The organism is Streptomyces sp. NPDC088762 (assembly GCF_044750905.1).
GTDB lineage: Bacteria > Actinomycetota > Actinomycetes > Streptomycetales > Streptomycetaceae > Streptomyces.
The window spans coordinates 291,529-313,533 of the sequence record NZ_JBIVKT010000001.1 but is presented as its reverse complement, the minus strand read 5'-3'; the positions used below and the strand labels follow the sequence as shown (position 1 = coordinate 313,533).

The following is a 22,005-nucleotide window of genomic DNA, read 5'->3' as shown; positions in this document are numbered from 1 at the left end:
GAAAGGCTACCGCTAGTACTACCCGGGGCGCCACCGTTTCGTTCGCCCCTGGATTACTCCGCCGCGGTGCCCCAGTCCGGATGGCAGGATGGCCGGGCAACGTCACCATCAAAGGAGATGACCGCGTGCCAGGCACGAATCTCACCCGTGAAGAGGCCCAGCAGCGAGCGAAGCTGCTCACCGTCGACTCGTACGAGATCGAACTCGATCTCAGCGGCGCGCAGGAGGGCGGCACCTACCCCTCCGTGACCACCGTGCGCTTCCAGTCGGCCGAGGCCGGGGCCGAGACCTTCATCGATCTGGTCGCACCGGCCGTGCACGAGGTCGTCCTCAACGGCAAGGCGCTCGACGTCGCCGCCGTCTTCCGGGACTCGCGCATCGCCCTGACGCACCTGGCGGCCGGGGCGAACGAGCTGCGGGTCGTCGCGGACTGCGCGTACACCAACACCGGCGAGGGCCTGCACCGCTTCGTCGACCCGGTGGACCAGCAGGCCTACCTGTACACCCAGTTCGAGGTGCCGGACGCGCGGCGGGTCTTCGCCAGCTTCGAGCAGCCCGACCTGAAGGCAACCTTCCAGTTCACCGTGACGGCCCCCGAGGGCTGGACGGTCATCTCGAACTCGCCGACCCCCGAGCCGAAGGACCGGGTCTGGGCCTTCGAGCCGACCCCCCGCATCTCCTCCTACATCACCGCCCTGATCGTCGGCCCGTACCACGCGGTGCACAGCAGCTACGAGGGTCCGGACGGCCAGTCCGTGCCGCTCGGCATCTACTGCCGCCCCTCGCTCGCCGAGTTCCTCGACGCGGACGCGATCTTCGACGTGACCCGGCAGGGCTTCGACTGGTTCCAGGAGAAGTTCGCCTACGACTACCCGTTCGCGAAGTACGACCAGCTCTTCGTGCCCGAGTTCAACGCGGGCGCCATGGAGAACGCGGGCGCGGTGACCATCCGCGACCAGTACGTCTTCCGCTCCAAGGTGACGGACGCGGCGTACGAGGTGCGCGCCGAGACCATCCTGCACGAGCTCGCCCACATGTGGTTCGGCGACCTCGTCACCATGGAGTGGTGGAACGACCTGTGGCTGAACGAGTCGTTCGCCACCTACACCTCCATCGCCTGCCAGGCGTACGCGGAGGGCTCGAAGTGGCCGCACGCGTGGACCACCTTCGCCAACTCCATGAAGACCTGGGCGTACCGGCAGGACCAGCTGCCGTCCACGCACCCGATCATGGCGGACATCCGTGACCTGGACGACGTCCTGGTCAACTTCGACGGCATCACGTACGCCAAGGGCGCCTCGGTGCTCAAGCAGCTCGTCGCCTACGTCGGCATGGACGCCTTCTTCAAGGGCGTGCAGGCGTACTTCAAGGCGCACGCGTTCGGCAACACGCGCCTGTCCGACCTGCTGGGCGCCCTGGAGGAGACCTCGGGCCGCGATCTGGCCGCCTGGTCGAAGGCGTGGCTGGAGACGGCCGGCATCAACATCCTGCGCCCGGAGATCGAGACCGACGAGAAGGGCTCCATCACCTCCTTCGCGATCCGCCAGGAGGCCCCGGCCCTGCCGGCGGGCGCCAAGGGCGAGCCCGTGCTGCGCCCGCACCGGATCGCGGTCGGCCTGTACGAGCTGCAGGACGGCAAGCTGGTCCGCACGGACCGCGTCGAGCTGGACATCGACGGCGAGCTGACGGCGGTGCCGGAGCTGGCAGGCCGTGCCCGTCCGACCGTCGTGCTGCTGAACGACGACGACCTGTCGTACGCGAAGGTCCGCCTCGACGAGGTCTCCCTCGCCAACGTCACGGCGCACCTGGGCGACTTCACCGAGTCCCTGCCGCGTGCGCTGTGCTGGGCCTCGGCCTGGGACATGACCCGGGACGGCGAGCTGGCCACCCGCGACTACCTCTCCCTCGTCCTGTCGGGCATCGGCAAGGAGTCGGACATCGGCGTGGTCCAGTCGCTGCACCGCCAGGTGAAGCTGGCCATCGACCTGTACGCCGACCCGGCGTGGCGGGAGCAGGGCCTGGCCACCTGGACCGAGGCCACGCTGGAGCACCTGCGGGCGGCCGAGCCGGGCAGTGACCACCAGCTGGCGTGGGCGCGCGCCTTCGCGGCGACGGCCCGCACGGAGGGGCAGCTGACCTACCTGTCGGCGCTGCTGGACGGCTCGGCCGTGATCGAGGGCCTGGCCGTCGACACGGAGCTGCGGTGGGCGTTCCTGGAGCGGCTCGCCGCGACGGGCGTCGCCGACGAGCAGGCCATCGCGGCCGAGCTGGAGCGGGACGCCACGGCGGCGGGCGAGCGCCACGCGGCGACCGCACGGGCCGCGCGCCCGACGGCGGAGGCCAAGGCCGAGGCGTGGGCGTCGGTGGTGGAGTCCGCGGACCTCCCCAACGCCGTGCAGGAGGCGGTGATCGGCGGCTTCGTCCAGACCGACCAGCGCGAGCTGCTGGCCCCGTACACCGCGAAGTACTTCGCGGCGGTCAAGGAGGTCTGGGACACCCGCAGCCACGAGATCGCCCAGCAGATCGCGGTGGGGCTCTACCCCTCCCTCCAGGTCTCGGAGGAGACGCTGGCCGCGACGGACGCCTGGCTGGCGTCGGCCGAGCCGAACGCGGCGCTGCGCCGCCTGGTCTCGGAGTCCCGCGCGGGCGTCGAGCGCGCGCTGAAGGCCCAGGCGGCCGACTCCGCCGCCGCTTCGGCCTGATCCGGCGGCCCGGAAAAAAGGGGGCGCCCCCGGTGCATCACGCACCGGGGGCGCCCCTTTCCCGTCGTCCGTACGCCCGTCAGCGCATCGACTGGATCCAGCGCCAGCCGCCCTCGCCGATGGACACGGGGGCGTCGAAGCCGGTACCGGCCGCGGTGCCCGGCAGGAAGTCCAGGCCGCCGGTGCCGGTGCCCTCGGGCGCCGTGGTGAGCAGCAGGTCGGCACGGCCGTCGCCGTTGGAGTCGCCGACGGTGCCGGCGAGCGGGTGGGAGGCCGGGGGCGCGGAGCCGATCTGCGTGGGCGCGGTGAGCGTCTGGGCTCCGGCGGACAGGAACTGGAGGATCCTGCCGTCGGCGGTGCGGGCCCAGAGGTCGGCGCGGCCGTCGTTGTTCACGTCGCCCGGGGCGAGGATCTCGTGGTCCTTCCACTCGGTGAGGCCCAGCGTCGGCACGGCCTCCCACACGGTGGGGTTGGTGCCGACGCTGCCCCGGTGCAGGTACAGCCCGTTGACGCTGCGGCCCACGAGGTCGGGCTGCCCGTCACCGTCGACGTCTCCGACGGCGAGCACGTTGGCGTGCGCCCAGTTCGCGGGGCGTTGGCCCATCGGAATGCGCTCACCGAGGCGGCCGAGGCCGAGGTTGGGGTAGACCCACAGGTCGTCGCCGATGCGCGCGATGACGTCCTCACGGCCGTCGCCGTTCCAGTCGCCGCGGTGGCTGACGTCGGCGCCCGCGAAACCGCTCGCGCCGATGACGCGGTACGGGGCGAAGCGGCCGCCGCCGGTTCCGGGGTAGAGGCGCAGCGAGCCGTCGTCCTGGACGGCGAGCAGGTCGCGAATGCCGTCACCGGTGAGGTCGCCGTCGACGGCGCGCGGGCGGTCGGCGAAGGTGGCGGCCGAGCGGACCAGCTTGTGGTCCATGATCGAGGTGAAGGGGACGGTGAGGCCCTCGCTGATGTCCATGGCCTCGCTCCGCAGGTCACGGAAGTCCTGGCGGCTGAAGAAGCTGTAGTCGAACTTCGAGACCCACTTCGTGTGCGTCTCGTTGTCGGCGGAGGTGTACGCGCCACCGCGGCAGGGCTCCGGCCCCGTCGGCGTGCACGCCGCCTCGGCCAAGGACAGGGTGCCGGGCAGGCCCGCGTAGACCGGGTCCATGTGGGGGTAGGTCGGCCGGGCGTTGAAGTCGCCGACGAGGATGACCGGCAGGCCGCCCGACCAGCTCTCGATCCGTTGCATCAGCGCCGGAGTGTCGTTCTGCGTGAGGTCGTCGCGCCGCAGGTGTGTGCCGCAGGCCAGGACCGTGCGCCCGTCCACCGGGGCCTTGGCGCAGACCACGGAGCGGTGCTCCTTGGTGTAGCCGGGCGGCGTCAGCTCCGCCGACATGCCGGTGACCTCGCTCTGGCGGCCCTTGATCAGGAGCGCCTGGCCGAAGCCCTTGTCGTCGCCCCACTTGTCGCAGCCGGCGGCGGGCTGGGTGCTGGTCCAGACGGCCGCGTAGCCGGGCAGGACCTGGCGCAGCCGGTCGTACTGGCCCTTGCACATCTCCTGGAGGGCCACCACGTCGGCGTCCCAGTCGGTGATGTGCTTCTGGAGGCCGTCCGCCCAGGCGGTCAGGGTCATCTCGCTCCGGCAGTCGGACGCGCCGCAGACGTTGTACGTGATCGTGCGCACCGGCGGTGTGCCTGCCGGTGCCTGCGCGGACTCGGCCGGTATCGCCGGCGCGCTCACGAACAGGCCGGCCGCCAGGACCAGTCCCGCGGCCGCCCATCCCCGTAGTGCCGTTCTCGCTCTCACTGCCCCCACCCTCGTCGTCATCAGGCAAAAGGGCCAGGCTAGATCACTGCGCCGGCACCGCTTTCAGGGCGTCCAGGACATGGGCCAGGGCCGGTGCCGATTCGGAGCCGCGGCGGACCGCCGCGATCACGTGGCGGGTGGGGCGGTCGTGGGCGAGGACCCTGACGGCCACCCCGGAGGCGCGGCTCGACACCATGCGCGGGACCAGCGCCACGCCCATGCCCGCCTCGACCATGGCCAGGATCGCGGTCCAGCCGGACGCCGAGTGGGCCTGCTCCGGAACGAAGCCCGCCGCCTCGCACGCGCCCACAGCGATCTCCGACCAGGGGCCGCTGCCCCCGTAGATCCAGGGGTCCCCGGACAGGTCCGCCAGCCGCAGGTCCGCCGCGTCCGCCCGCGGGTGCCCCGGCGGGAGCGCCACGTCCAGCGGGTCCTCCAGCAGCGTCACCCGGGTGAACCGGGGGTCCCGCGCCGTCGGGGCGTGGGCCGCCAGCGACAGCGCCAGGTCGACCGCCCCCGCCGACAGCAGCTCGTAGGACTCGGCCGCCTCCGTCTCCCGTACGCGGACCTCCACCCGGGGGTGGCTGCGCCGCAGCGCCGCCACCGCCGGGACGACGAGGGCGGGTACGGCCGTGGAGAAGGCCCCGATCCGGACCTCTCCCGCGTCCCCTGCGAGGTACCCGGCCAGCTCCGCCTCGGCCCGCTCCAGCTCGGCGAAGACCGCCCCCGCGTGCCGCAGTACGAGGTGCGCGGCGTCGGTGAGGCGGACCCTGCGGCCCTGGGCCTCCAGCAGCGCAACCCCCAACTGCCGGGCGAGATTGGTCAGCTGCTGCGAAACGGCCGAGGGCGTCATGTGCAGCGCCTCGGCCGTCGCGGTCACGGTCCCCTGTTCGGCGAGGGTCCGCAGGATCCGCAGCTTCTTGATGTCCCACTCGGTCATGGGCCCGAACCTACCGCCGGGCACCGAGCCCGACACCGCCGAGGATCAGCGCCATGCAGAGCAGCTGCGCCGGTCCGGTCTGTTCGCCGATGAGCAGGAAGCCGAGGACCGCGACGCAGACCGGCTGGAGGTAGTAGACGATCCCGGCGCGGGCTGCTCCGATGATCGAGACGGCCTTGTTCCACGCGAAGAAGGCGACGGCCGAGGAGAACACCCCGACGTACAGGAGCGGTCCGACCGTTCCGGCGCCGATCTCGAAGCCGCCCTGGACGGAGAGGGAGACGGCGTAGGCCGGGGCCAGCATCAGCGCGCCGAGCACGAAGGTGGTGAGCAGGAAGGCCAGTCCGCCGAGCTCGGCGGGCTTGCGCTTGAGCAGGGCGCTGTAGGTGGCGAAGGAGAGGGCCGCCGCGAACATCCACAGGTCGCCGGCGCCGAAGTCGAAGCCGAGGGAGCCGTCCCCGACCAGCAGCAGCACGCCGAACGCGGCGAGCAGCAGGCCGAACGTGCGCCGGGCGCCGAGCCGTTCGCCGCCGAGGCGGCCGTAGAGCGCCATGATGACGGGCGAGGCGGCCATGATCATGCCCATGTTGGAGGCGGAGGTGGTCAGTCCGGCCTGGTGCACGAGGGTGTTGTAGAGGGCGACGCCGAACAGCGTGGCGAGGGCGATGAATCCGGAGTGCTTGCGGATCAGGGCCCGCTGCTGCCAGGCCTGCCGGGCGGCGAAGGGGGCGACGGCGAGGGTGGCGATGATCCACCGCCAGAAGACGGCCTGGACGGGCGGGACGGAGTCGGCCATCCCCCGGGTGGCGACGAAGCTGCCGGACCAGACGACCGTCGCGAGCAGGGCGAGGAGTACGCCGAGTCCGGCGGCCCCCTTCTTCCCCGCGGTGGCGGGTTGTGCCTGCGAAACGGTACGGACGCGGTCCATGACGGCCACTGTGTGTCTCCCCCTCGGGGTCGGTCGGGTGGTGGGTGCGGTGTTACGGTCGCACCTCTCGACCCCTCAGGTCCATCGAAATGTTTCGATCGTTCTCTTCAGTAGAACTGAACGGTTCTGGCTTGGCAGCAGCGCGGGCGGCAGCCAGCTGGCCGGCGATCGTGGCCCCGAAGGCGATCGCCATCCCCACCAGCTGGACGGGGGTCAGCGCCTGGCCGAGGGCGGCCCACCCGAGGACGGCGGCGGTGAGCGGGGAGAGCGGGCCGAGCAGGGTGACCGAGGTGGCGGTGAGCTGCCCGATGCCGCGGAACCAGAGCCAGTACGCGATGCCGGTGTTGATCAGCATCATGTAGCCGTAGCCGAGGAAGGCCTTGCCGTCGAGCACGGGCGGCGCCCCTTCGACGAGGGCGGCGACGGGGATGATGACCAGTCCGCCCGCCGTGAGCTGCCAGCCGGTCACGGCCAGCGGCCCGACGCCCTCGGGCCGGCCCCAGCGCTTGGTCATGACGGTGCCGGCGCCCATGGAGGCGGAGGAGACCACACCGGCGACGACGCCGACGAGGTCGAGCTTCGCATCGCCGGTGAGGACGACCATGCTCACGCCGAACGCCCCGACGACGGCGGCGAGCACGGTGCGCAGGCTCGCCCGCTCCCCGAGGACGAGGGCGGCGAGCGCGACGACGAACAGCGGGCCGACGGCGCCGAGTACGGCCGCGACCCCGCCGGGCAGGCGGTAGGCGGAGAGGAACAGCAGCGGGAAGAAGGCGCCGATGTTGAGCGTGCCCAGGACGGCCGACTTCCACCACCACTCGCCCTTGGGGAGGGTCCGGGAGAGGGCGGTCAGCAGCAGTCCGGCAGGCAGGGCCCGCATCACGCCGGTGAACAGAGGCCGGTCGGGCGGCAGCAGTTCGGTGGCGACGGCGTACGTGGAACCCCAGGAGATGGGGGCGAGGGCGGTCAGGGCGACGGTGGCGATGCGCTTCATGGCGGGTGACTCCTCGGGCAGGTGAGGAACGGCGGCGGTTCAGGCGGCGACGGGAGCCGAAGGGCGGGGGGCGGCCGGGGCGCCGGCCGCGACCGGGGCCGGCGGCTCGGCGTACACGGCGACGGCGGGCAGGTGCCGCTCCAGCCGGACCAGGGCCAGGGCGGCGCCGAGGGCGGTGACGGTCAGGACGGCCCAGGGCAGCCGGCCGTCGACGGCGAGCAGGGCGGTGAAGAGGGAGGGGGCGAGGGCGCCGGCCAGCGAGTAGGAGAGCTGGTAGGTGGCGAGGTAGCGGCCGCGGGCGGCTTCGGGGGCGGCGGAGACCGACAGGGCGCCGCCGGAGGGGCTGTGCACCAGTTCCCCGAGGGTGTAGACGATCACGATGGCCAGCAGGAAGACCAGGGTCGCGGTCTGGCCGGGGCGCAGCGTGCCGAGCACGATCTGCCCGGCGAAGGCGGCGGCGAAGAGCAGCGCGCCGAGGGCGGCGGAGCGGGTGCGACGGGCTCCGGAGCGGCGGACCCGGCCCGCGACGAGGACACCGACGCCGGCGCACAGGACGGTGTTGACGGTGAAGGCGGCTCCGGTGAGGGAGTCGGGGGCCATCAGCCAGGTGGAGAGGTAGAGCGGGAAGAGCACCGAGAGGGCGGAGTAGCCGAGGGCGGTGAGGAAGTTGGCGGCGGTGAGACCGAGGAAGGGCCGGTCCCGCAGGACCATCCGGTAGCCGGCGGACGGGCGCCCGGCGGAGCCGGCGGCGACGGCCGGGGCGGCGTCACGGAGGGGGCGGACCCGGCTGACGAGCAGTCCGGCGACGGCGAAGGCGAGCGCGTTGCCCCAGGCGGTGTACGTGAACCCGCCGGTCCCCCATACCGCCAGCACTCCGGAGACGAGGAGGGCGCCCGCGCCCATCCCGGCGTTCTGCAGGGCCCGGATGGAGGCCTGGAGCCGGTCGCGGGCGGCGCCGCGCGCCACCTCCCCGATCAGGGACTGCTGGACGACGGCGAAGGAGCGGTCGGCGAGTGCGGTGACGAGGGCGACCGCCGCGAAGGCCGGCAGGCTGCCGGCCAGGGGGTAGAGGGCGAAGCCGAGCGCCCGGATCCCGTAGAGGACGAGGTTGACCTTCTTGGCGCCGAACCGGTCGACGGCCGTGCCGGCCAGCGGCATGAAGGCCAGTCCGGCCACTCCGGTAATGGTCATGACCAGGCCGACCAGGGTGAAGGAGAGGCCGGTGACGTGGTGGAAGAAGACGAGCGAGAACGGGATGTACATGCCGATCCCGATCGCGCTGATCCCGACGCCCACGAGGAGCGACCGCTCCCCCGCCACTCGCGCCTCGGCACCTGCCTTGACGGTGTTCATCACGCCTCCCCCGAAGTAGGTCACTGGAGAGTAGCTTACCGGTAAGCTACTTTCCGTCAAGCAACTTTCTTGCGAACGAACAAGTGGAAGCTGGATACTGCGCCCATGACCGAGGCCAACAAGGACGCCGTCGACGCGATCACCGCACAGTGGTACGCGGTACGACCGGACCTGGACACCGCGCCCATGGCCGTCTTCGGCCGCATCTACCGGATCACCAAGGCCATGGGCGACGCGATGGAGCGGACCTACAACCGCTTCGGGATCTCCCGCGGGGAGTTCGACGTCGTCGCCACCCTCCGGCGATCCGGAACCCCGTACACCCTCTCGCCCCGCCAGCTCTCCGCGACGCTGATGCTCACCACGGGCGGCATGACCGGGCGTCTGGACAAGCTGGAGAAGGCCGGGCTGCTCATCCGCAAGCCCGATCCGCACGACCGCCGCGGGCTCCAGGTGACGATCACCGACCGCGGTCTCGCCCTTATCGACGAGGCCGTCACCGCCGGGCTGGAAGTTCAGCGCGCCGCGCTCACCGGTCTGAGCGAGGAGGAGGTCGAGGTGCTGTCGGGGTTGCTGCGGAAGCTGCTGGCCGACCTGCCGTAACGCCTGGCCGGCCGGGGGCCGGTCGGCTGCCGGCCGGGGGCTGTGGGTGCCGCTGCGCGGGGCCGTCCCCTACCCGCCCTTCCGCCGTTCCCCGAGCTCCGCCCGGGGGCGGGAACGCGACGGGGCGCCAGGGGTCCACACACCGGCCGTGCGATCGGCCGTGCGTGGACCCCCGGCGCCCCGGGTGTCTTCAGATGCGGTGGGGTCAGCTCTCGGTCGTCGGCTGCTTGCGCGACTTGTCGCCGACCATCACGAGGCCCGCGATCACCAGGAACAGCACGATCGGCGCGGCCACGTACAGGCCCAGCGTCTCGCCAATGCTCAGACCCTTGCCCGGGTCGTCGCCGTCGTCGCGGGTCACCGCGAGGGCGGGAGACGTCATCAGCAGCATCATCAGCGTCGTTCCGGCCGTGACGGCGCCGGCGCGCAGAGCGTTCTTCTTGTCCACGGTGCAAACGTAGCGAACACCCAAACGACCCGCGCGCCCGGGGGTGCCGTACGGGCTCATCCTCCCCCGGCCGCCCCCGCCCGCACCGCGCTCAGCAGCGCGTTCGCCCGCGGCGAGGCGGCCAGTTCCTCCAGGGTCAGCGGCCGCCCCCCGGCATCGGCGACCGGGAGCCGCCAATTGGGGTACTGGTCCCAGGTCCCCGGCAGGTTCTGCGGGCGCCGGTCCCCCACCGCGTCCGGCAGCCATACGCCGACCAGCCGGGCCGGGGTGCGCAGCAGGAACCCGTACAGGGCCCGTACGGCGGCCTCCTCGCCCTTGGTCTCCAGGCCGAGGCGGTCCAGCAACTCCAGCCATTCGGCGGTGTCGGCGGCGTCCTCGGCCCGTTCCTCCTCGGCCGGGCGGGTCAGCAGGCCGAGCCGGTCCCGCAGCTCCACATGACCCCCGGCCAGCTTGGCGGCCGTCGGCGGCAGGTCGTGGGTGGTGGCGGTGGCCAGGCAGTCGGCCCTCCAGGCCTGCGGCGCGAGCGGACTGCCGGCGCCGTCCCAGTCCCGCTCGAACCAGAGCACCGAGGTGCCGAGCACCCCGCGCCGGGCCAGCGCCCGGCGCACCCGCGGCTCCACCGTCCCCAGGTCCTCTCCGACGACCAGGGCCCCGGCGCGGTGGGCCTCCAGCACCAGGATCGCCAGCATGGCCTCCCCGTCGTACGAGACGTACGTGCCCTCGGCGGGCGGGCAGCCCTCCGGGATCCACCAGAGCCGGAACAGGCCCATCACGTGGTCGATCCGCAGGGCGCCCGCGTACCGGAACACCCCGCGCAGCAGCGCCCGGAAGGGGGCGTACCCGGTGGCGGCCAGCCGGTCCGGGCGCCAGGGCGGCAGGCCCCAGTCCTGGCCGCGCGCGTTGAAGGCGTCCGGCGGGGCGCCGACCGAGGTGCTCCGGGCGTGGAAGGGGCCGGTCCGGGCATCGGAGCCCTCGGGGTGCACGCCGACGGCGAGGTCGTGGACGATGCCCACGGCCATGCCGGCCTCCCGCGCCGCCCGCTGGGCGGCGGCGAGCTGAGCATCCGTCAGCCAGACCAGCCACCGGTGGAAGTCACCGCGCTGCTCGGGGTCCTCCCCGGCCGCGGCGGCGCACCAGGCCGCGTGCCGGTCGAGCGCCGGTCCCTGGTCGGCGCAGAACCGCCGGTAGTCGGCCTCGCGTTCGACGGTGCGCGGGACGGCGTACAGCAACTCCAGAGCCCGGCGCTTGAGGTCCCAGACGGCATCGCGGTCGATCAGCGCGCCCTTCTCCAGCACCTCCCGCCGCAGCTCGCCCCCGCGCGCGGCGAGTTCGGCGAGGGCCTCGCGCTCGGGACAGCGGGCGTACTCCGGGACGTCCTCGACGTGCAGGTGCACCGGGTCGGGGAAGCGGCGGGAGGAAGGGCGGTAGGGGGACGGGTCGGTCGGGGTGCCCGGCACGGCCGCGTGCAGCGGGTTGACCTGGATGAAGCCGGCGCCGTGGGTGCGCCCGGCCCAGCGGGCGAGCGCGGCGAGGTCGCCGAGGTCGCCCATGCCCCAGGAACGCTCGGAGAGCAGCGAGTACAGCTGAACGAGCAGCCCGTGGGCCCGCTCGGGTGCGGCGGGAGCCCGGTCCGGGGCCAGGACGAGGGTCGCCTCGGCACTGCGCCCATCAGGCAGGGCAACGCTGATCCGATGCACCCCCAACGGCAACCCGTCGGGCAGCACCCCCTCGGCCCCGATGCACCACTCCACCGCGTCGGCCGCGTCGTCGGCACCGGCGTCCCGGTCCGGCTGTGGCACAGGGTCAGCCCCGGTCGAGTCCCGCCGGGGCCGGGTGTGTGCCGGGGCGCCCCCGCAGGGCGCCGAACGCAGTACCGCGTCACTGTCCACCCCCTCGCCACGTTCGGCGCCCGAGGAGGTGCCCCGGCACGCACCCGGCCCCACCGGACCGGCCCCCGCCGCGAGGTCGACCCCGACGGTGCCCCCGCCCGCAGCCCCCGGGTCCCCCGGAACCAAGTCCGGCCCCGCGCCCACGTGGTCCGGCCCCGCGCCCGAGCGGTCCGGCTCCGCGGCCTCCGGTTCCAGCCGGATCCGCGTCCCGGCGGGCAGGGCGGCCAGTTCGGCCGGCGGGTCCTCGCCCGCCCACCGCACCAGTACGGGCGGCAGCAGCCGCGCCGCAGCGACCCGTTCGGCCTCGGCCAGGCTCGCCCGGATGTCCTCCGGTGTCTCGGCGGCCACCCCGAGGAGCCCGAGCACGGTGGCGACCGTGGCCCGCGGCACCGGGACGGTGACGTCCGGGCCGGGATGGTAGGCGGTGGCGATGCCGTGCAGGGCCGCGAGCCGGGCGAGGTCGTCCATCTACGGGCACTCCTTCGTGCGTGAGGGTGGATCAGAAGGGTGGTGCAGAAGGGTGGGACGCCGCCGGGAAACACACCAGCCATACCCACTCGGAGGCATCGCATTCCTGGCCTATCCCGGTCAGATCACCCATGCTCATTGACACTCCGCCCGCACTGGTGGTGGGCTCGGGCTCGTTCGTACGAGCGGGGGACGTCTCGGGACGAGGAGGCTCTGTGCAGCTCAGGGGCAGGAAACGGGCGACGGCCGCCGCCATCGCGGTGATCGGGACGCTGCTCGGCGGCGCCGTGGCCGCCGCGCCTCCCGGGGCCCTCGCCGCACCCTCCGCCCCCTCCGCACCGGGCGGCCCGGGAGGCCCGGGCCAGGGTCCGGCACCCGGCACCGGCCCCGCCCCCGGCCCCGTGCCCGACCCCGGAGCCGACTTCCCGCGCACCGCGGCCGAGGGCCCGGCCGTGTGGCCGCGGCCGCGCTCGATGGCCGCCGATCCGGCCCGCGAGGTCACCCTGGCGGCGGAGGCCGTGCTCGTCGTCCCGCCGGCCGCCGACCCGTACGCCGTCCAGGTGGTGCGGGACGCCCTGCGCGGGGCGGGCGTACGGACCCTGCACGAGCGGCCCCCCGGGCAGCCACTGCCGGAGCGCGGCACCCTCGTACGGCTCCAGGGCCCGGACGCGCAGGAGGCGCTGCGCGCACTGGGCGCGGCGGAGCCCGGCGACCTGCCGGACGGCGGCTACCGGCTGGCCGTGGGCCGGCCCGGCAGCCGGGACACGGTGGCGCTGGCCGGGGTCGGCGAGGACGGGCTGTTCCACGCGGCGCAGACGCTGCGCCAGCTCCTCGAGGCGAGTCCGGGGAAGGTGCCGGGGGTGCAGGTGCGGGACTGGCCGGCCGCGCCCGTACGCGGAATCGTCGAGGGTTTCTACGGGCAGCCGTGGACCGGGGAACAGCGCCTCGCGCAGCTGGACTTCATGGGCCGCACCAAGCAGAACCGGCTGCTGCTCGCGCCCGGTGACGACCCGTACCGGACGACGCGCTGGCGCGAGGAGTACCCCGGGGAGCGGCAGGAGGAGTTCCGCGCGCTGGCCGAACGGGCCCGCGCCAACCGGGTGGTACTGGGCTGGGCGGTGACCCCCGGACAGTCGATGTGCCTGTCCTCGGCGGCCGACCGGGCGGCGCTCGCGCACAAGATGGACGCGATGTGGGAGCTGGGATTCCGGGCCTTCCAGGTGCAGTTCCAGGACGTCAGCTACACCGAATGGGGCTGCAGGGCGGACCGGGAGCGGTTCGGGAAGGGCCCGGCGGCGGCCGCGAAGGCGCACGCGGAGGTCGCGGGCGAGCTGGCGGCGCACCTGGCCGCACGGCACCCGGGGACGGCGGCGCTGTCGCTGCTGCCGACGGAGTTCTACCAGGAGGGCGCCACCGCCTACCGGACGGCCCTGGCGGGCGCGTTGGACGGGCGGGTGGAGGTGGCCTGGACGGGCGTCGGGGTGGTGCCGCGCACGATCACCGGCAAGGAACTGTCCGGGGCCCGCTCCGCGCTGGGCCACCCGCTGGTCACCATGGACAACTACCCGGTGAACGACTGGGACCCGGGCCGGATCTTCCTCGGCCCGTACGTGGGCCGCGAACCGGCGGTGGCGGGCGGCTCGGCAGCGCTGCTGGCCAACGCGATGCCCCAGGGCACCCTGTCGCGCATCCCGCTGTTCACGGCGGCGGACTTCGCGTGGAACCCGGGCGACTACCGGGCCGGGGAATCGTGGGCGGCGGCGGTGCGGGAGCTGGCGGGCCGCGATCCGCGCACGCGGGAGGCGGTGGCGGCGCTGGCCGGGAACACCGCCGCGTCGGGGCTCAAGCAGCAGGAGTCCGCGTACCTGGGGCCGCTGGTCGAGCGGTTCTGGAAGGCCCGGGCCGCGGGTGATCCGGCGGCGGGGGCGGAGCTGCGCCGGGCCTTCACCGTGCTGCGCGAGGCGCCGGCCCGGCTGCCGGCCCTGGCGGGCGAGGCGGGGCCGTGGCTGGAGCGGCTGTCGCGGTACGGAACGGCGGGCGAGCTTGCGGTCGACGTGCTCCAGGCCCAGGCCCGCGGGGACGGGGCCGCGGCCTGGCAGGCGTCCCGGGAGCTGGCGCGCGCCCGGCAGGCACTGGCGGAGCCGGCGACCGCCCGGGTGGACCAGGCCGTCCTGGAGCCGTTCCTGAAGCAGGCGGCGGCGGAGGCGGACGCCTGGACCGGGGCCGCCCGCCGGACGGGCACGGTGACCAAGGACGCGGGCGCCTGGACGGTACGGCTCGACGGGGAGCGACCGGTGGCGGCGGTGACGGTGATGACGGATCCGCTCCCGGCGGGCACGCGGGGCGCCGCGGTGGAGGCCCACGTACCGGGCGAGGGCTGGCGCAAGGTCGCCGAGGCGGCCGCCTCGGGCTGGACGCAGGTGGACACGGCGGGACTGCGGGCCGACGCCGTGCGGCTGTCGTGGGCGGGGGCCGGTGCCGCGCCCGCGGTGCACCAGGTGGTCCCCTGGCTGGGGGACGGCCCGCAGGCCCGCTTCGAGCTGGCCGACGGGGGCCGGGCCGACGCGGAGATCGGCGGCGCCCCGCAGCGGGTCTCGGCGGAGCTGTACGCGCTCGGCCCCGGCGAGGTCCGGGGCCCGCTGTCGGCGCGGCCGCCGGCGGGCATAGAGGTCCGCCTCCCGGACCGGGCCGTGGTCCCGCGCGGCGGGCGGGTGTCGGTCCCGTTCGAGGTGGTGGTCGCACCGGCGACGCCGCCGGGCAGCTACGAGATCCCGGTGTCCTTCAACGGCGAGTCCCGCACGCTGACCGTCCGGGCGGTCCCGCGCACCGGCGGCCCCGACCTGCTGCGCACCGCGCGGGCGAGCTCCTCTGCGGACGAGACCCCCGGCTTCCCGGCCTCGGCGGCCACGGACGGCTCCCCGGCCACCCGCTGGTCCTCCCCGCCGGTGGACGGCGCGTGGTGGCAGGCGGAACTCCCGGCCCCGGCCCGGCTCGGCCGCCTGGAACTGCACTGGCAGGAGGCCCATCCCTCGGCGTACCGGGTCCAGACCTCCGCGGACGGAGTGACCTGGCACCCGGCCGCCACGGTCCCGTCGTCCCGCGGCGGCCACGAGTCCCTCCGGCTGGATGCCCCGGACACTCGCTTCATCCGCGTGACCTGCGACACCCGGGCAACCCGCTACGGCTGCTCCCTCTGGTCGGCGGAGGCCTACGCGGTGACGGGCCCGTAACCCTGCGGGCCACTCCCCCACCCCGCCCCTTCCCTAAACCGGGCTCCGCCCGGGACACATCCAGCCCCTCCGGCGTTTGAGGAGCGGGGTCCGGGGCGGAGCCCCGGGAAACGGCGCCGCGCGTGCACTCGGGCAGGACCCCCGACCGGGAGGTCAGGAGGCCGCGACGCCGATCCGGTCCAGCGCGTCCTCGGCCCCGTACGGCTGGAGGTACGGCATCCAGCGCGGATCCCGGTGCCCCGTCCCGATGATCCGCCACGCTAGCCCGGACGGCGGAGCCGGCTGGTGACGCAGGCGCCAGCCCAGCTCCAGCAGGTGGCGGTCGGCCTTGACGTGGTTGCACCGGCGGCAGGCGGCCACCACGTTGTCCCACGCGTGCTGCCCTCCCCGGCTGCGCGGAATGACGTGGTCGACGCTGGTGGCGACGGCGCCGCAGTACATGCAGCGGCCGCCGTCCCGCGCGAACAGAGCGCGCCGGGTGAGCGGAACGGGCCCCCGGTAGGGGACCCGCACGAAGCGCTTGAGCCGGACCACGCTGGGCGCGGGGACGGCTCTCGTCGCGCTGTGCAGATAGGCGCCGGATTCCTCCAGGGAGACCGCTTTGTTCTCCAGGACGAGGACGAGCGCGCGGCGGAGCGGTACGACGCCGAGGGGCTCGTACGACGCGTTGAGGACCAGGACGTGCGGCACGGACTGCCTCCTTGTACGCCGGCGGCGCGTGGCTCGCGCCGGGACGATCTGCTCTCCAGTCTCCCCTTACGGCTGGTGGAAGCGCCACCAAGAGCCCGTAACGGGCCCGGGGTGTTTTCAACCACACTCCCCTACATCCCCGGGTGAGCCTGGTCTCTCCCTCGAACACCGCGCCGGGGTGAAGGGAATGCCCCGTTAGTGTGGTTGGTCTGCCCGCATCATCCGTTCCGCGCGCAGACCGCTAAACCGGGAGGTTCCTGTCGTGCCCTGGCCCGCCGTTCTGCTGCCGCTCGCAGCCGACGTACCCGACGCGCCCCCCTCGGTGAAAGAGGCACAGGCGAGCGTCACCGAGGCCGCGAGCTTCATCGAGGAGAACTGGGCCACCTGGCTGAGCATCGGCCTGCGCATCCTCCTGATCGTCGTGATCGCCGCAGCCCTCCGCTCGGTGGTCCGCAAGGCGCTGACCAAGCTCATAAACCGGATGAACACCAGCGCCGAGGCGGTCGAGGGCACCGCGCTCGGCGGGCTCCTCGTCAACGCCGAGCGGCGCCGCCAGCGTTCCGAGGCGATCGGTTCGGTCCTGCGTTCGGTCGCCTCGTTCCTGATCCTCGGCACGGCCGCGCTGATGGTGCTGGCCGCGCTGAAGATCGATCTTGCACCGCTGCTGGCGAGTGCCGGTGTGGCCGGTGTGGCGATCGGTTTCGGTGCCCGGAACCTGGTGACGGACTTCCTGTCCGGCGTGTTCATGATCATGGAGGACCAGTACGGCGTCGGTGACAAGATCGACGCGGGCGTGGCCTCGGGCGAGGTCATAGAGGTCGGCCTGCGGGTGACCAAGCTCCGCGGGGACAACGGCGAGATCTGGTACGTGCGCAACGGCGAGATCAAGCGGATCGGCAACCTCAGCCAGGGTTGGGCGACGGCGGGTGTGGCCGTGCAGGTCAAGCCGTCCGAGGACCTGGCACGGATCCGCGAGGTGGTCCAGAAGGTGGCCGACACCCTGGCGAAGGAGACCCCGTGGGACGAGCGCCTGTGGGGCCCGGTGGAGGTGCTGGGCCTGGACGAGGTGCTGCTCGCCTCGATGACGGTGAAGGTGTCGGCGAAGACGATGCCGGGCCAGCAGTTCGCGGTGGAGCGGGAGCTGCGCTGGCGGATCAAGGAGGCCTTCGACGCCGCGGGCATCCGGATCATCGGCGGGGCCCCGGCACCGGCCGATGAGGAGGAGACCCCGGCGGACCCGGCGGCCGCGGTCGCCCCGCCGTCCGCGCTGTCGAACCCGGCCTCCCCGCAGTCGCTGGCCACCACCCCGATCCCGCCCCCGGCCGGCCCCCGGATCACCAAGTAATCCCCTCCCCGCCACCCACTGCCCCGCAGGTCACATCCTGCGGGGCAGTGCCATTGACACGGCCCGAACGGCGATAGGAAACTTACCTAACAGTTGCCCTTCCCCAGGACCCCCGACGTCCGCCTCCGTGAGGGAGAGACCGCGCCATGCCCGCCGCAACCCCCGGAACGCCCAGCCTCCTGCGTGCCATGAACGACCGGGCCGCGCTCGAACTCCTGCTGACCCACGGCCCCTTGTCCCGGACCCGGATCGGCCACCTGACCGGGCTCTCCAAGCCCACCGCCTCCCAGCTGCTGGCCCGGCTGGAGGCGGCCGGACTCGTCGTGGCCACCGGCACCGACGGCGGGCGCCCCGGCCCCAGCGCGCAGCTGTACGCGGTCAACCCCCGGGCTGCCCACGTCGGCGGGCTCGACGTCACCCCCGGGCGCGTCCTGGCGGCCGTCGCCGACCTCACCGGCACGGTGCTCGGTACGCACGAGGTCCCGTACGCCGAGGGCACCGAGGCCGTCCAGCAGGTCACCGAGGCCCTCGGCGGCGCGGTCAAGGCGGCCGGGCTCCACCACTCCGATCTGCACCGGGTGGTCATCGCCACCCCGGGCGCCTTCGACCCGCAGACGGGCCGGCTGCGCTACGCCAGCCACCTCCCCGGATGGCACTCCCCCACCCTCCTCGAAGAGCTGGCGGCGGCCCTGCCGATGCCGGTCGAGTACGAGAACGACGTCAACCTCGCCGCCGTCGCCGAGCAGCGCCTCGGCGCCGCGCGCGGCCACGAGGACTTCGTCCTGCTGTGGAACGAGGAGGGCCTCGGCGCAGCCCTGGTGCTCGGCGGCCGACTGCACCGCGGCTGGACCGGCGGCGCCGGCGAGGTGGGCTTCCTGCCCGTGCCGGGGCACCCCTTGGTCCGGCAGGTGACCCGGGCCAACACCGGCGGCTACCAGGAGCTGGCCGGCGCCCAGGTGGTTCCCGGCCTGGCCGCGGAGCTGGGCGTCGAGGCGCCGCCCGCGCCGGCCGCGGCCGCCGAGGGCGCGTACAGCCCGGAGGTCACCGCCGCCGTCGCCCTGCTCATGCGGGCCGCGGCCGCGCCCGAGGGAGCGCACCTGCGTTTCCTGCAGTCGTACGCGACCCTGCTCGCCACCGGTCTCGCCTCGCTGGTCGCCGTACTGGACCCGGAGATCGTGGTGCTCTCCGGGGCCGTGATCGCCGCGGGCGGGGAGCCGCTGCGCGGCCTGCTCGAGTCCGAACTCGCCGAACTGGCCCCCTCCCGGCCCCGCCTGGTGTCCGGCGGGGTCCAGGAGCGGCCCGTGCTGCACGGCGCCCTGGAAAGCGCGCTCGCCGCCACGCGCGACGAGGTGTTCGACACCTCCCGCTGACCGGGGACCGCCCGTCGAAACCGTCAGCCCCAGCCCCCCACGCCCCACGTCTCCACGTCCCCCGCCTCACGCCCCACCGCGCGCATCCACTGGCCCCCCCACGGAAGTTCCTCACGCAGAGAGCGAGCCCCGCCATGCCCAGAACCGCACGCCTGACCGCCACGGCCGCCGCCCTGGCCGCCCTCTCCGTACTCGCCACCGCGTGTACGGGCCAGGGCGCCGGCACGGCATCCGACGATCCGAAAGCGGACGTCACCCTCAACTTCTGGCACGGCTGGTCCGCGCCGGGCGAGACGAAGGCGATCGAGGAGAACATCGCGCGGTTCGAGAAGGCGCATCCGAACATCAAGGTCGACGTCACCGGGAACATGACCGACGACAAGATCAAACAGGCGTTGCGCGCGGGCGGGGACAAGGCCCCCGACGTGGTCTCCTCCTTCACCACGGACAGCGTCGGCACCTTCTGCAACTCCAAGGCCTTCGCCGACCTGAACCCCTTCCTCCGCGCGTCCGGCATCGACAAGACGAAGGTCTTCCCCAAGACCCTGCTGGAGTACACGCAGTTCGAGGGCAACCAGTGCACGCTGCCGCTGCTGAATGACGCGTACGGCCTCGTCTACAACAAGACCGCCTTCGAGGCCGCCGGCATCACCGAGCCCCCGAAGACCTGGAGCCGCTTCGTCGAGGTCGCGCAGAAACTGACCAAGCCCAGCGGGGATTCGTACGAGCAGCTCGGCCTGATGCCCACCTTCCACGGCTACGAGACCAAGCCGACGCGGCTCGCCGCGCAGTGGGGCGCCACGTACTTCGGCGCCGACGGCAAGTCCAACCTGGCCGGGGACCCGGGCTTCGCGAAGATGCTGACCGCGCAGAAGGACCTGGTCGCCAAGCTCGGCGGCTACGAGAAGCTGGAGAAGTTCCGCAACACCTTCGGTGACGAGTGGAGCGCCGAGCACCCCTTCCACCTGGGTCTGGTCGCGATGCAGATCGACGGCGAGTGGCGGCCCGCCATGGCCGCGGAGGCCGGCGTGAAGTTCGAGATCGGCACCGCGCCGCTGCCCGTTCCCGACGACCGGGCCGCCGACTACGGCAAGGGATACCTCTCGGGCACGATCATGGGCATCGCCTCCGGCAGCAGGAAGCAGAACGCGGCCTGGGAACTGGTGAAGTACATGACCACCGACACCGAGGCGGTCGTGGCCTTCGCCAACGCCATCCACAACGTGCCCTCCACCCTGGCCGCACTGGAGTCGCCGGACCTGCGGGTGACCCCGGAGTTCAAGACCTTCATCGACATCGCCCGCCACCCCAAGTCCGGCACCACTCCGGCCCAGGCCGACGGCGGCACGTACCAGCTGACCTTCGAGGACTTCGCGTACGCGGTCGAGAAGGGCGACGTCGCCGACATACCGGCCGGTCTCGCCAAGACCGACCAGCAGATCGACACGGACATCGCGAAGGCCAAGTAGCGCCGGATGACCACTCACACACTGCGGGCGAAGCGCCGCCGGTCCGCCCTGCGGACCGCGGCCTTCATGTCGCCCTGGCTGATCGGGTTCGCGGTCTTCTTCGCCTACCCCCTGCTGTCCACCCTCTCCTTCTCCTTCACCAAGTACGACGGCTTCCGGCAGCCCGCCTTCAACGGCGCGGACAACTGGGCCTACGTCTTCACGGACTATCCGCTGTTCTGGCCGGCGATGCGCAACACCCTGTGGCTGGTGCTGGTGATGGTCAGCTGCCGGGTCGTGTTCGGCTTCGGCGTCGGCCTGCTCATCACCCGGATCAAGACGGCGGCCGGGGTCTTCCGGACCCTGTTCTACCTGCCCTACCTCGCCCCGCCGGTCGCCGCGACCCTGGCCTTCGTCTTCCTGCTCAACCCGGGCACCGGACCCGTCGACAGCCTGCTGGGCTCCGTAGGGCTGCCCACTCCCGGCTGGTTCACCGACGCCGGCTGGTCCAAGCCCGCGCTGACCGCCCTCGCCCTGTGGGGGGTGGGCGACCTCATGGTCATCTTCATGGCCGCGCTGCTCGACGTACCGAAGGAGCAGTACGAGGCCGCCGAGCTGGACGGCGCCGGCGCCTGGGCGCGCCTGCGCCACATCACGCTGCCGAACATCTCCCCGATCATCATGTTCGCCGTGGTCACCGGGGTCATCCAGGCCATGCAGTACTACACCCAGCCGCTCGTGGCCGGAAAGGTGGCGAGCGGGGTGATCGGCGGCTCGGGCCAGCAGTTCGAACCCGGCTACCCCGACAAGTCCACGCTGACCCTGCCGCAGCTCGTCTACAACCTCGGGTTCCAGCGCTTCGACTACGGCACCGCGTGCGTCGTGGCGCTCGTCCTGTTCGCCCTCTCCATGGCCTGCACCGCGCTGCTGATGCGCCGCCGTGGCGGACTGATCGGAGCAGCGGAGTGAGTACGCGCGGCCGCAGGGCCGTACTGCACTGGATCGGGGTGCACTCCCTGGGCGTGGCCGCCGCCCTGTTCTTCGTCCTGCCCTTCGTCTTCCTCGTCCTCACCTCCCTGATGGGCGACCGGCAGGCGCTGACCCGCGACCTGTGGCCGGACACCTGGGAGTGGGGCAACTACGCCCGGGTGTGGCACACGCCCGGCTTCCTGACCTGGTGGCGCAACACCCTGCTGTACGCCGGGCTGGGCACCCTGCTGACCGTGGTCTCCTCGGTGCCCGTCGCCTACGCGCTCGCCACGTTCCGCTTCCGCGGGCGGCGGCTGTCCCTGCTGCTGGTGATCGCCATGATGATGCTGCCGCCGCAGGTGGTGGTCATGCCCATGTACCTCTTCTGGGCCAAGCAGCTCGACCTGTCCGGCACCCTGTGGCCGCTGATCATCCCGATGGCGTTCGGCGACGCCTTCACCATCTTCCTGCTCCGCCAGTTCCTGCTGACGATCCCGGCCGAGTACCTGGACGCGGCCCGCGTCGACGGCTGCGGCGAACTGCGCACCCTGCTGCGGGTGGTGCTGCCGATGGCGAAACCCGGGATCGCCGCCGCCGCGCTGTTCCAGTTCTTCACCGCGTGGAACGACTACTTCGGCCCGCAGATCTACGCCTCCGACAATCCCGCGGCCTGGACCCTCAGTTACGGGCTGGAGTCCTTCAAGGGGGCGCACCACACCAACTGGAACCTGACCATGGCCGCGACCGTCCTGGTCATGGCCCCGGTGATCGTCCTCTTCTTCTTCGCCCAGAAGGCGTTCGTCGAGGGAGTCACCCTGAGCGGCGTGAAAGGCTGA

At 73.1% G+C, this 22,005-nt stretch carries 16 protein-coding genes; 8 read left to right on the top strand and 8 right to left on the bottom strand.

What is annotated here, in order from left to right; all coding sequences use genetic code 11:
- Nucleotides 1-125 precede the first annotated feature (125 nt).
- The gene (gene pepN / locus ACIP5M_RS01420; protein WP_401190671.1) at nt 126-2,702 is read left to right on the top strand and encodes an aminopeptidase N; all 2,577 of its coding nucleotides are present in this window, start codon (nt 126-128) and stop codon (nt 2,700-2,702) included.
- A gap of 79 nt (nt 2,703-2,781) precedes the next feature.
- Here the strand turns inward: pepN and ACIP5M_RS01415 are convergent, their stop codons facing one another.
- The 5 genes from ACIP5M_RS01415 to ACIP5M_RS01395 are packed head-to-tail and all read right to left on the bottom strand — an operon-like array spanning nt 2,782 to nt 8,709.
- On the bottom strand, nt 2,782-4,494 hold the full coding sequence (locus ACIP5M_RS01415; RefSeq protein WP_401190669.1) for an FG-GAP-like repeat-containing protein: 1,713 nt from the start codon (nt 4,492-4,494) through the stop codon (nt 2,782-2,784).
- Between the two features lie 43 nt (nt 4,495-4,537).
- Entirely contained in the window at nt 4,538-5,434 is an 897-nt protein-coding gene (locus tag ACIP5M_RS01410; RefSeq protein WP_401190667.1) for a LysR family transcriptional regulator, read from the bottom strand.
- A 10-nt stretch (nt 5,435-5,444) separates the two neighbouring features.
- Nucleotides 5,445-6,362, bottom strand: coding sequence for a DMT family transporter (locus ACIP5M_RS01405; RefSeq protein WP_401190665.1), 918 nt, complete (start codon nt 6,360-6,362; stop codon nt 5,445-5,447).
- Between the two features lie 52 nt (nt 6,363-6,414).
- On the bottom strand, nt 6,415-7,356 hold the full coding sequence (locus ACIP5M_RS01400) for an EamA family transporter (protein WP_401190663.1): 942 nt from the start codon (nt 7,354-7,356) through the stop codon (nt 6,415-6,417).
- Nucleotides 7,357-7,395: 39 nt separating this feature from the next.
- Nucleotides 7,396-8,709 carry an MFS transporter gene (locus tag ACIP5M_RS01395; protein WP_401190661.1) on the bottom strand — a complete coding sequence of 438 codons (1,314 nt, stop codon included), beginning with the start codon at nt 8,707-8,709 and terminating at the stop codon, nt 7,396-7,398.
- 105 nt (nt 8,710-8,814) lie between these two features.
- Here ACIP5M_RS01395 and ACIP5M_RS01390 point away from each other — a divergent pair, with 105 nt between their 5' ends.
- Nucleotides 8,815-9,312: a MarR family winged helix-turn-helix transcriptional regulator gene (locus tag ACIP5M_RS01390; protein ID WP_401190659.1), complete on the top strand. Its 498-nt coding sequence runs from the start codon at nt 8,815-8,817 to the stop codon at nt 9,310-9,312.
- A gap of 205 nt (nt 9,313-9,517) precedes the next feature.
- Here ACIP5M_RS01390 and ACIP5M_RS01385 read toward each other — a convergent pair whose 3' ends face one another.
- Together ACIP5M_RS01385 and ACIP5M_RS01380 are read right to left on the bottom strand one after the other, a co-directional pair.
- On the bottom strand, nt 9,518-9,760 hold the full coding sequence (locus tag ACIP5M_RS01385; protein ID WP_401190658.1) for a hypothetical protein: 243 nt from the start codon (nt 9,758-9,760) through the stop codon (nt 9,518-9,520).
- 56 nt (nt 9,761-9,816) lie between these two features.
- Nucleotides 9,817-12,117, bottom strand: a complete 2,301-nt coding sequence (locus ACIP5M_RS01380) for a 4-alpha-glucanotransferase (RefSeq protein WP_401190656.1) — start codon at nt 12,115-12,117, stop codon at nt 9,817-9,819.
- 215 nt (nt 12,118-12,332) lie between these two features.
- Here ACIP5M_RS01380 and ACIP5M_RS01375 point away from each other — a divergent pair, with 215 nt between their 5' ends.
- Entirely contained in the window at nt 12,333-15,347 is a 3,015-nt protein-coding gene (locus ACIP5M_RS01375; protein WP_401190654.1) for a beta-N-acetylglucosaminidase domain-containing protein, read from the top strand.
- A 153-nt stretch (nt 15,348-15,500) separates the two neighbouring features.
- On the opposite strand, the gene ACIP5M_RS01370 is transcribed toward ACIP5M_RS01375, so the two are convergent.
- Nucleotides 15,501-16,037, bottom strand: coding sequence for an HNH endonuclease (locus ACIP5M_RS01370; protein ID WP_328925761.1), 537 nt, complete (start codon nt 16,035-16,037; stop codon nt 15,501-15,503).
- Between the two features lie 262 nt (nt 16,038-16,299).
- On the opposite strand from ACIP5M_RS01370, the gene ACIP5M_RS01365 reads away from it, so the two are divergent.
- From ACIP5M_RS01365 to ACIP5M_RS01345, 5 genes are all read left to right on the top strand, one after another.
- Nucleotides 16,300-17,382 carry a mechanosensitive ion channel family protein gene (locus ACIP5M_RS01365; RefSeq protein WP_401190652.1) on the top strand — a complete coding sequence of 361 codons (1,083 nt, stop codon included), beginning with the start codon at nt 16,300-16,302 and terminating at the stop codon, nt 17,380-17,382.
- Between the two features lie 146 nt (nt 17,383-17,528).
- Nucleotides 17,529-18,752, top strand: a complete 1,224-nt coding sequence (locus ACIP5M_RS01360) for an ROK family protein (protein ID WP_401190650.1) — start codon at nt 17,529-17,531, stop codon at nt 18,750-18,752.
- Between the two features lie 134 nt (nt 18,753-18,886).
- Nucleotides 18,887-20,221, top strand: coding sequence for an ABC transporter substrate-binding protein (locus ACIP5M_RS01355; RefSeq protein ID WP_401190648.1), 1,335 nt, complete (start codon nt 18,887-18,889; stop codon nt 20,219-20,221).
- A 6-nt stretch (nt 20,222-20,227) separates the two neighbouring features.
- Nucleotides 20,228-21,169 (top strand): carbohydrate ABC transporter permease, encoded by a 942-nt coding sequence (locus tag ACIP5M_RS01350; protein ID WP_401190647.1) that lies wholly within the window; start codon nt 20,228-20,230, stop codon nt 21,167-21,169.
- On the top strand, nt 21,166-22,005 hold the full coding sequence (locus ACIP5M_RS01345; protein WP_401190645.1) for a carbohydrate ABC transporter permease: 840 nt from the start codon (nt 21,166-21,168) through the stop codon (nt 22,003-22,005). The genes ACIP5M_RS01350 and ACIP5M_RS01345 overlap by 4 nt, the downstream gene beginning before the upstream one ends.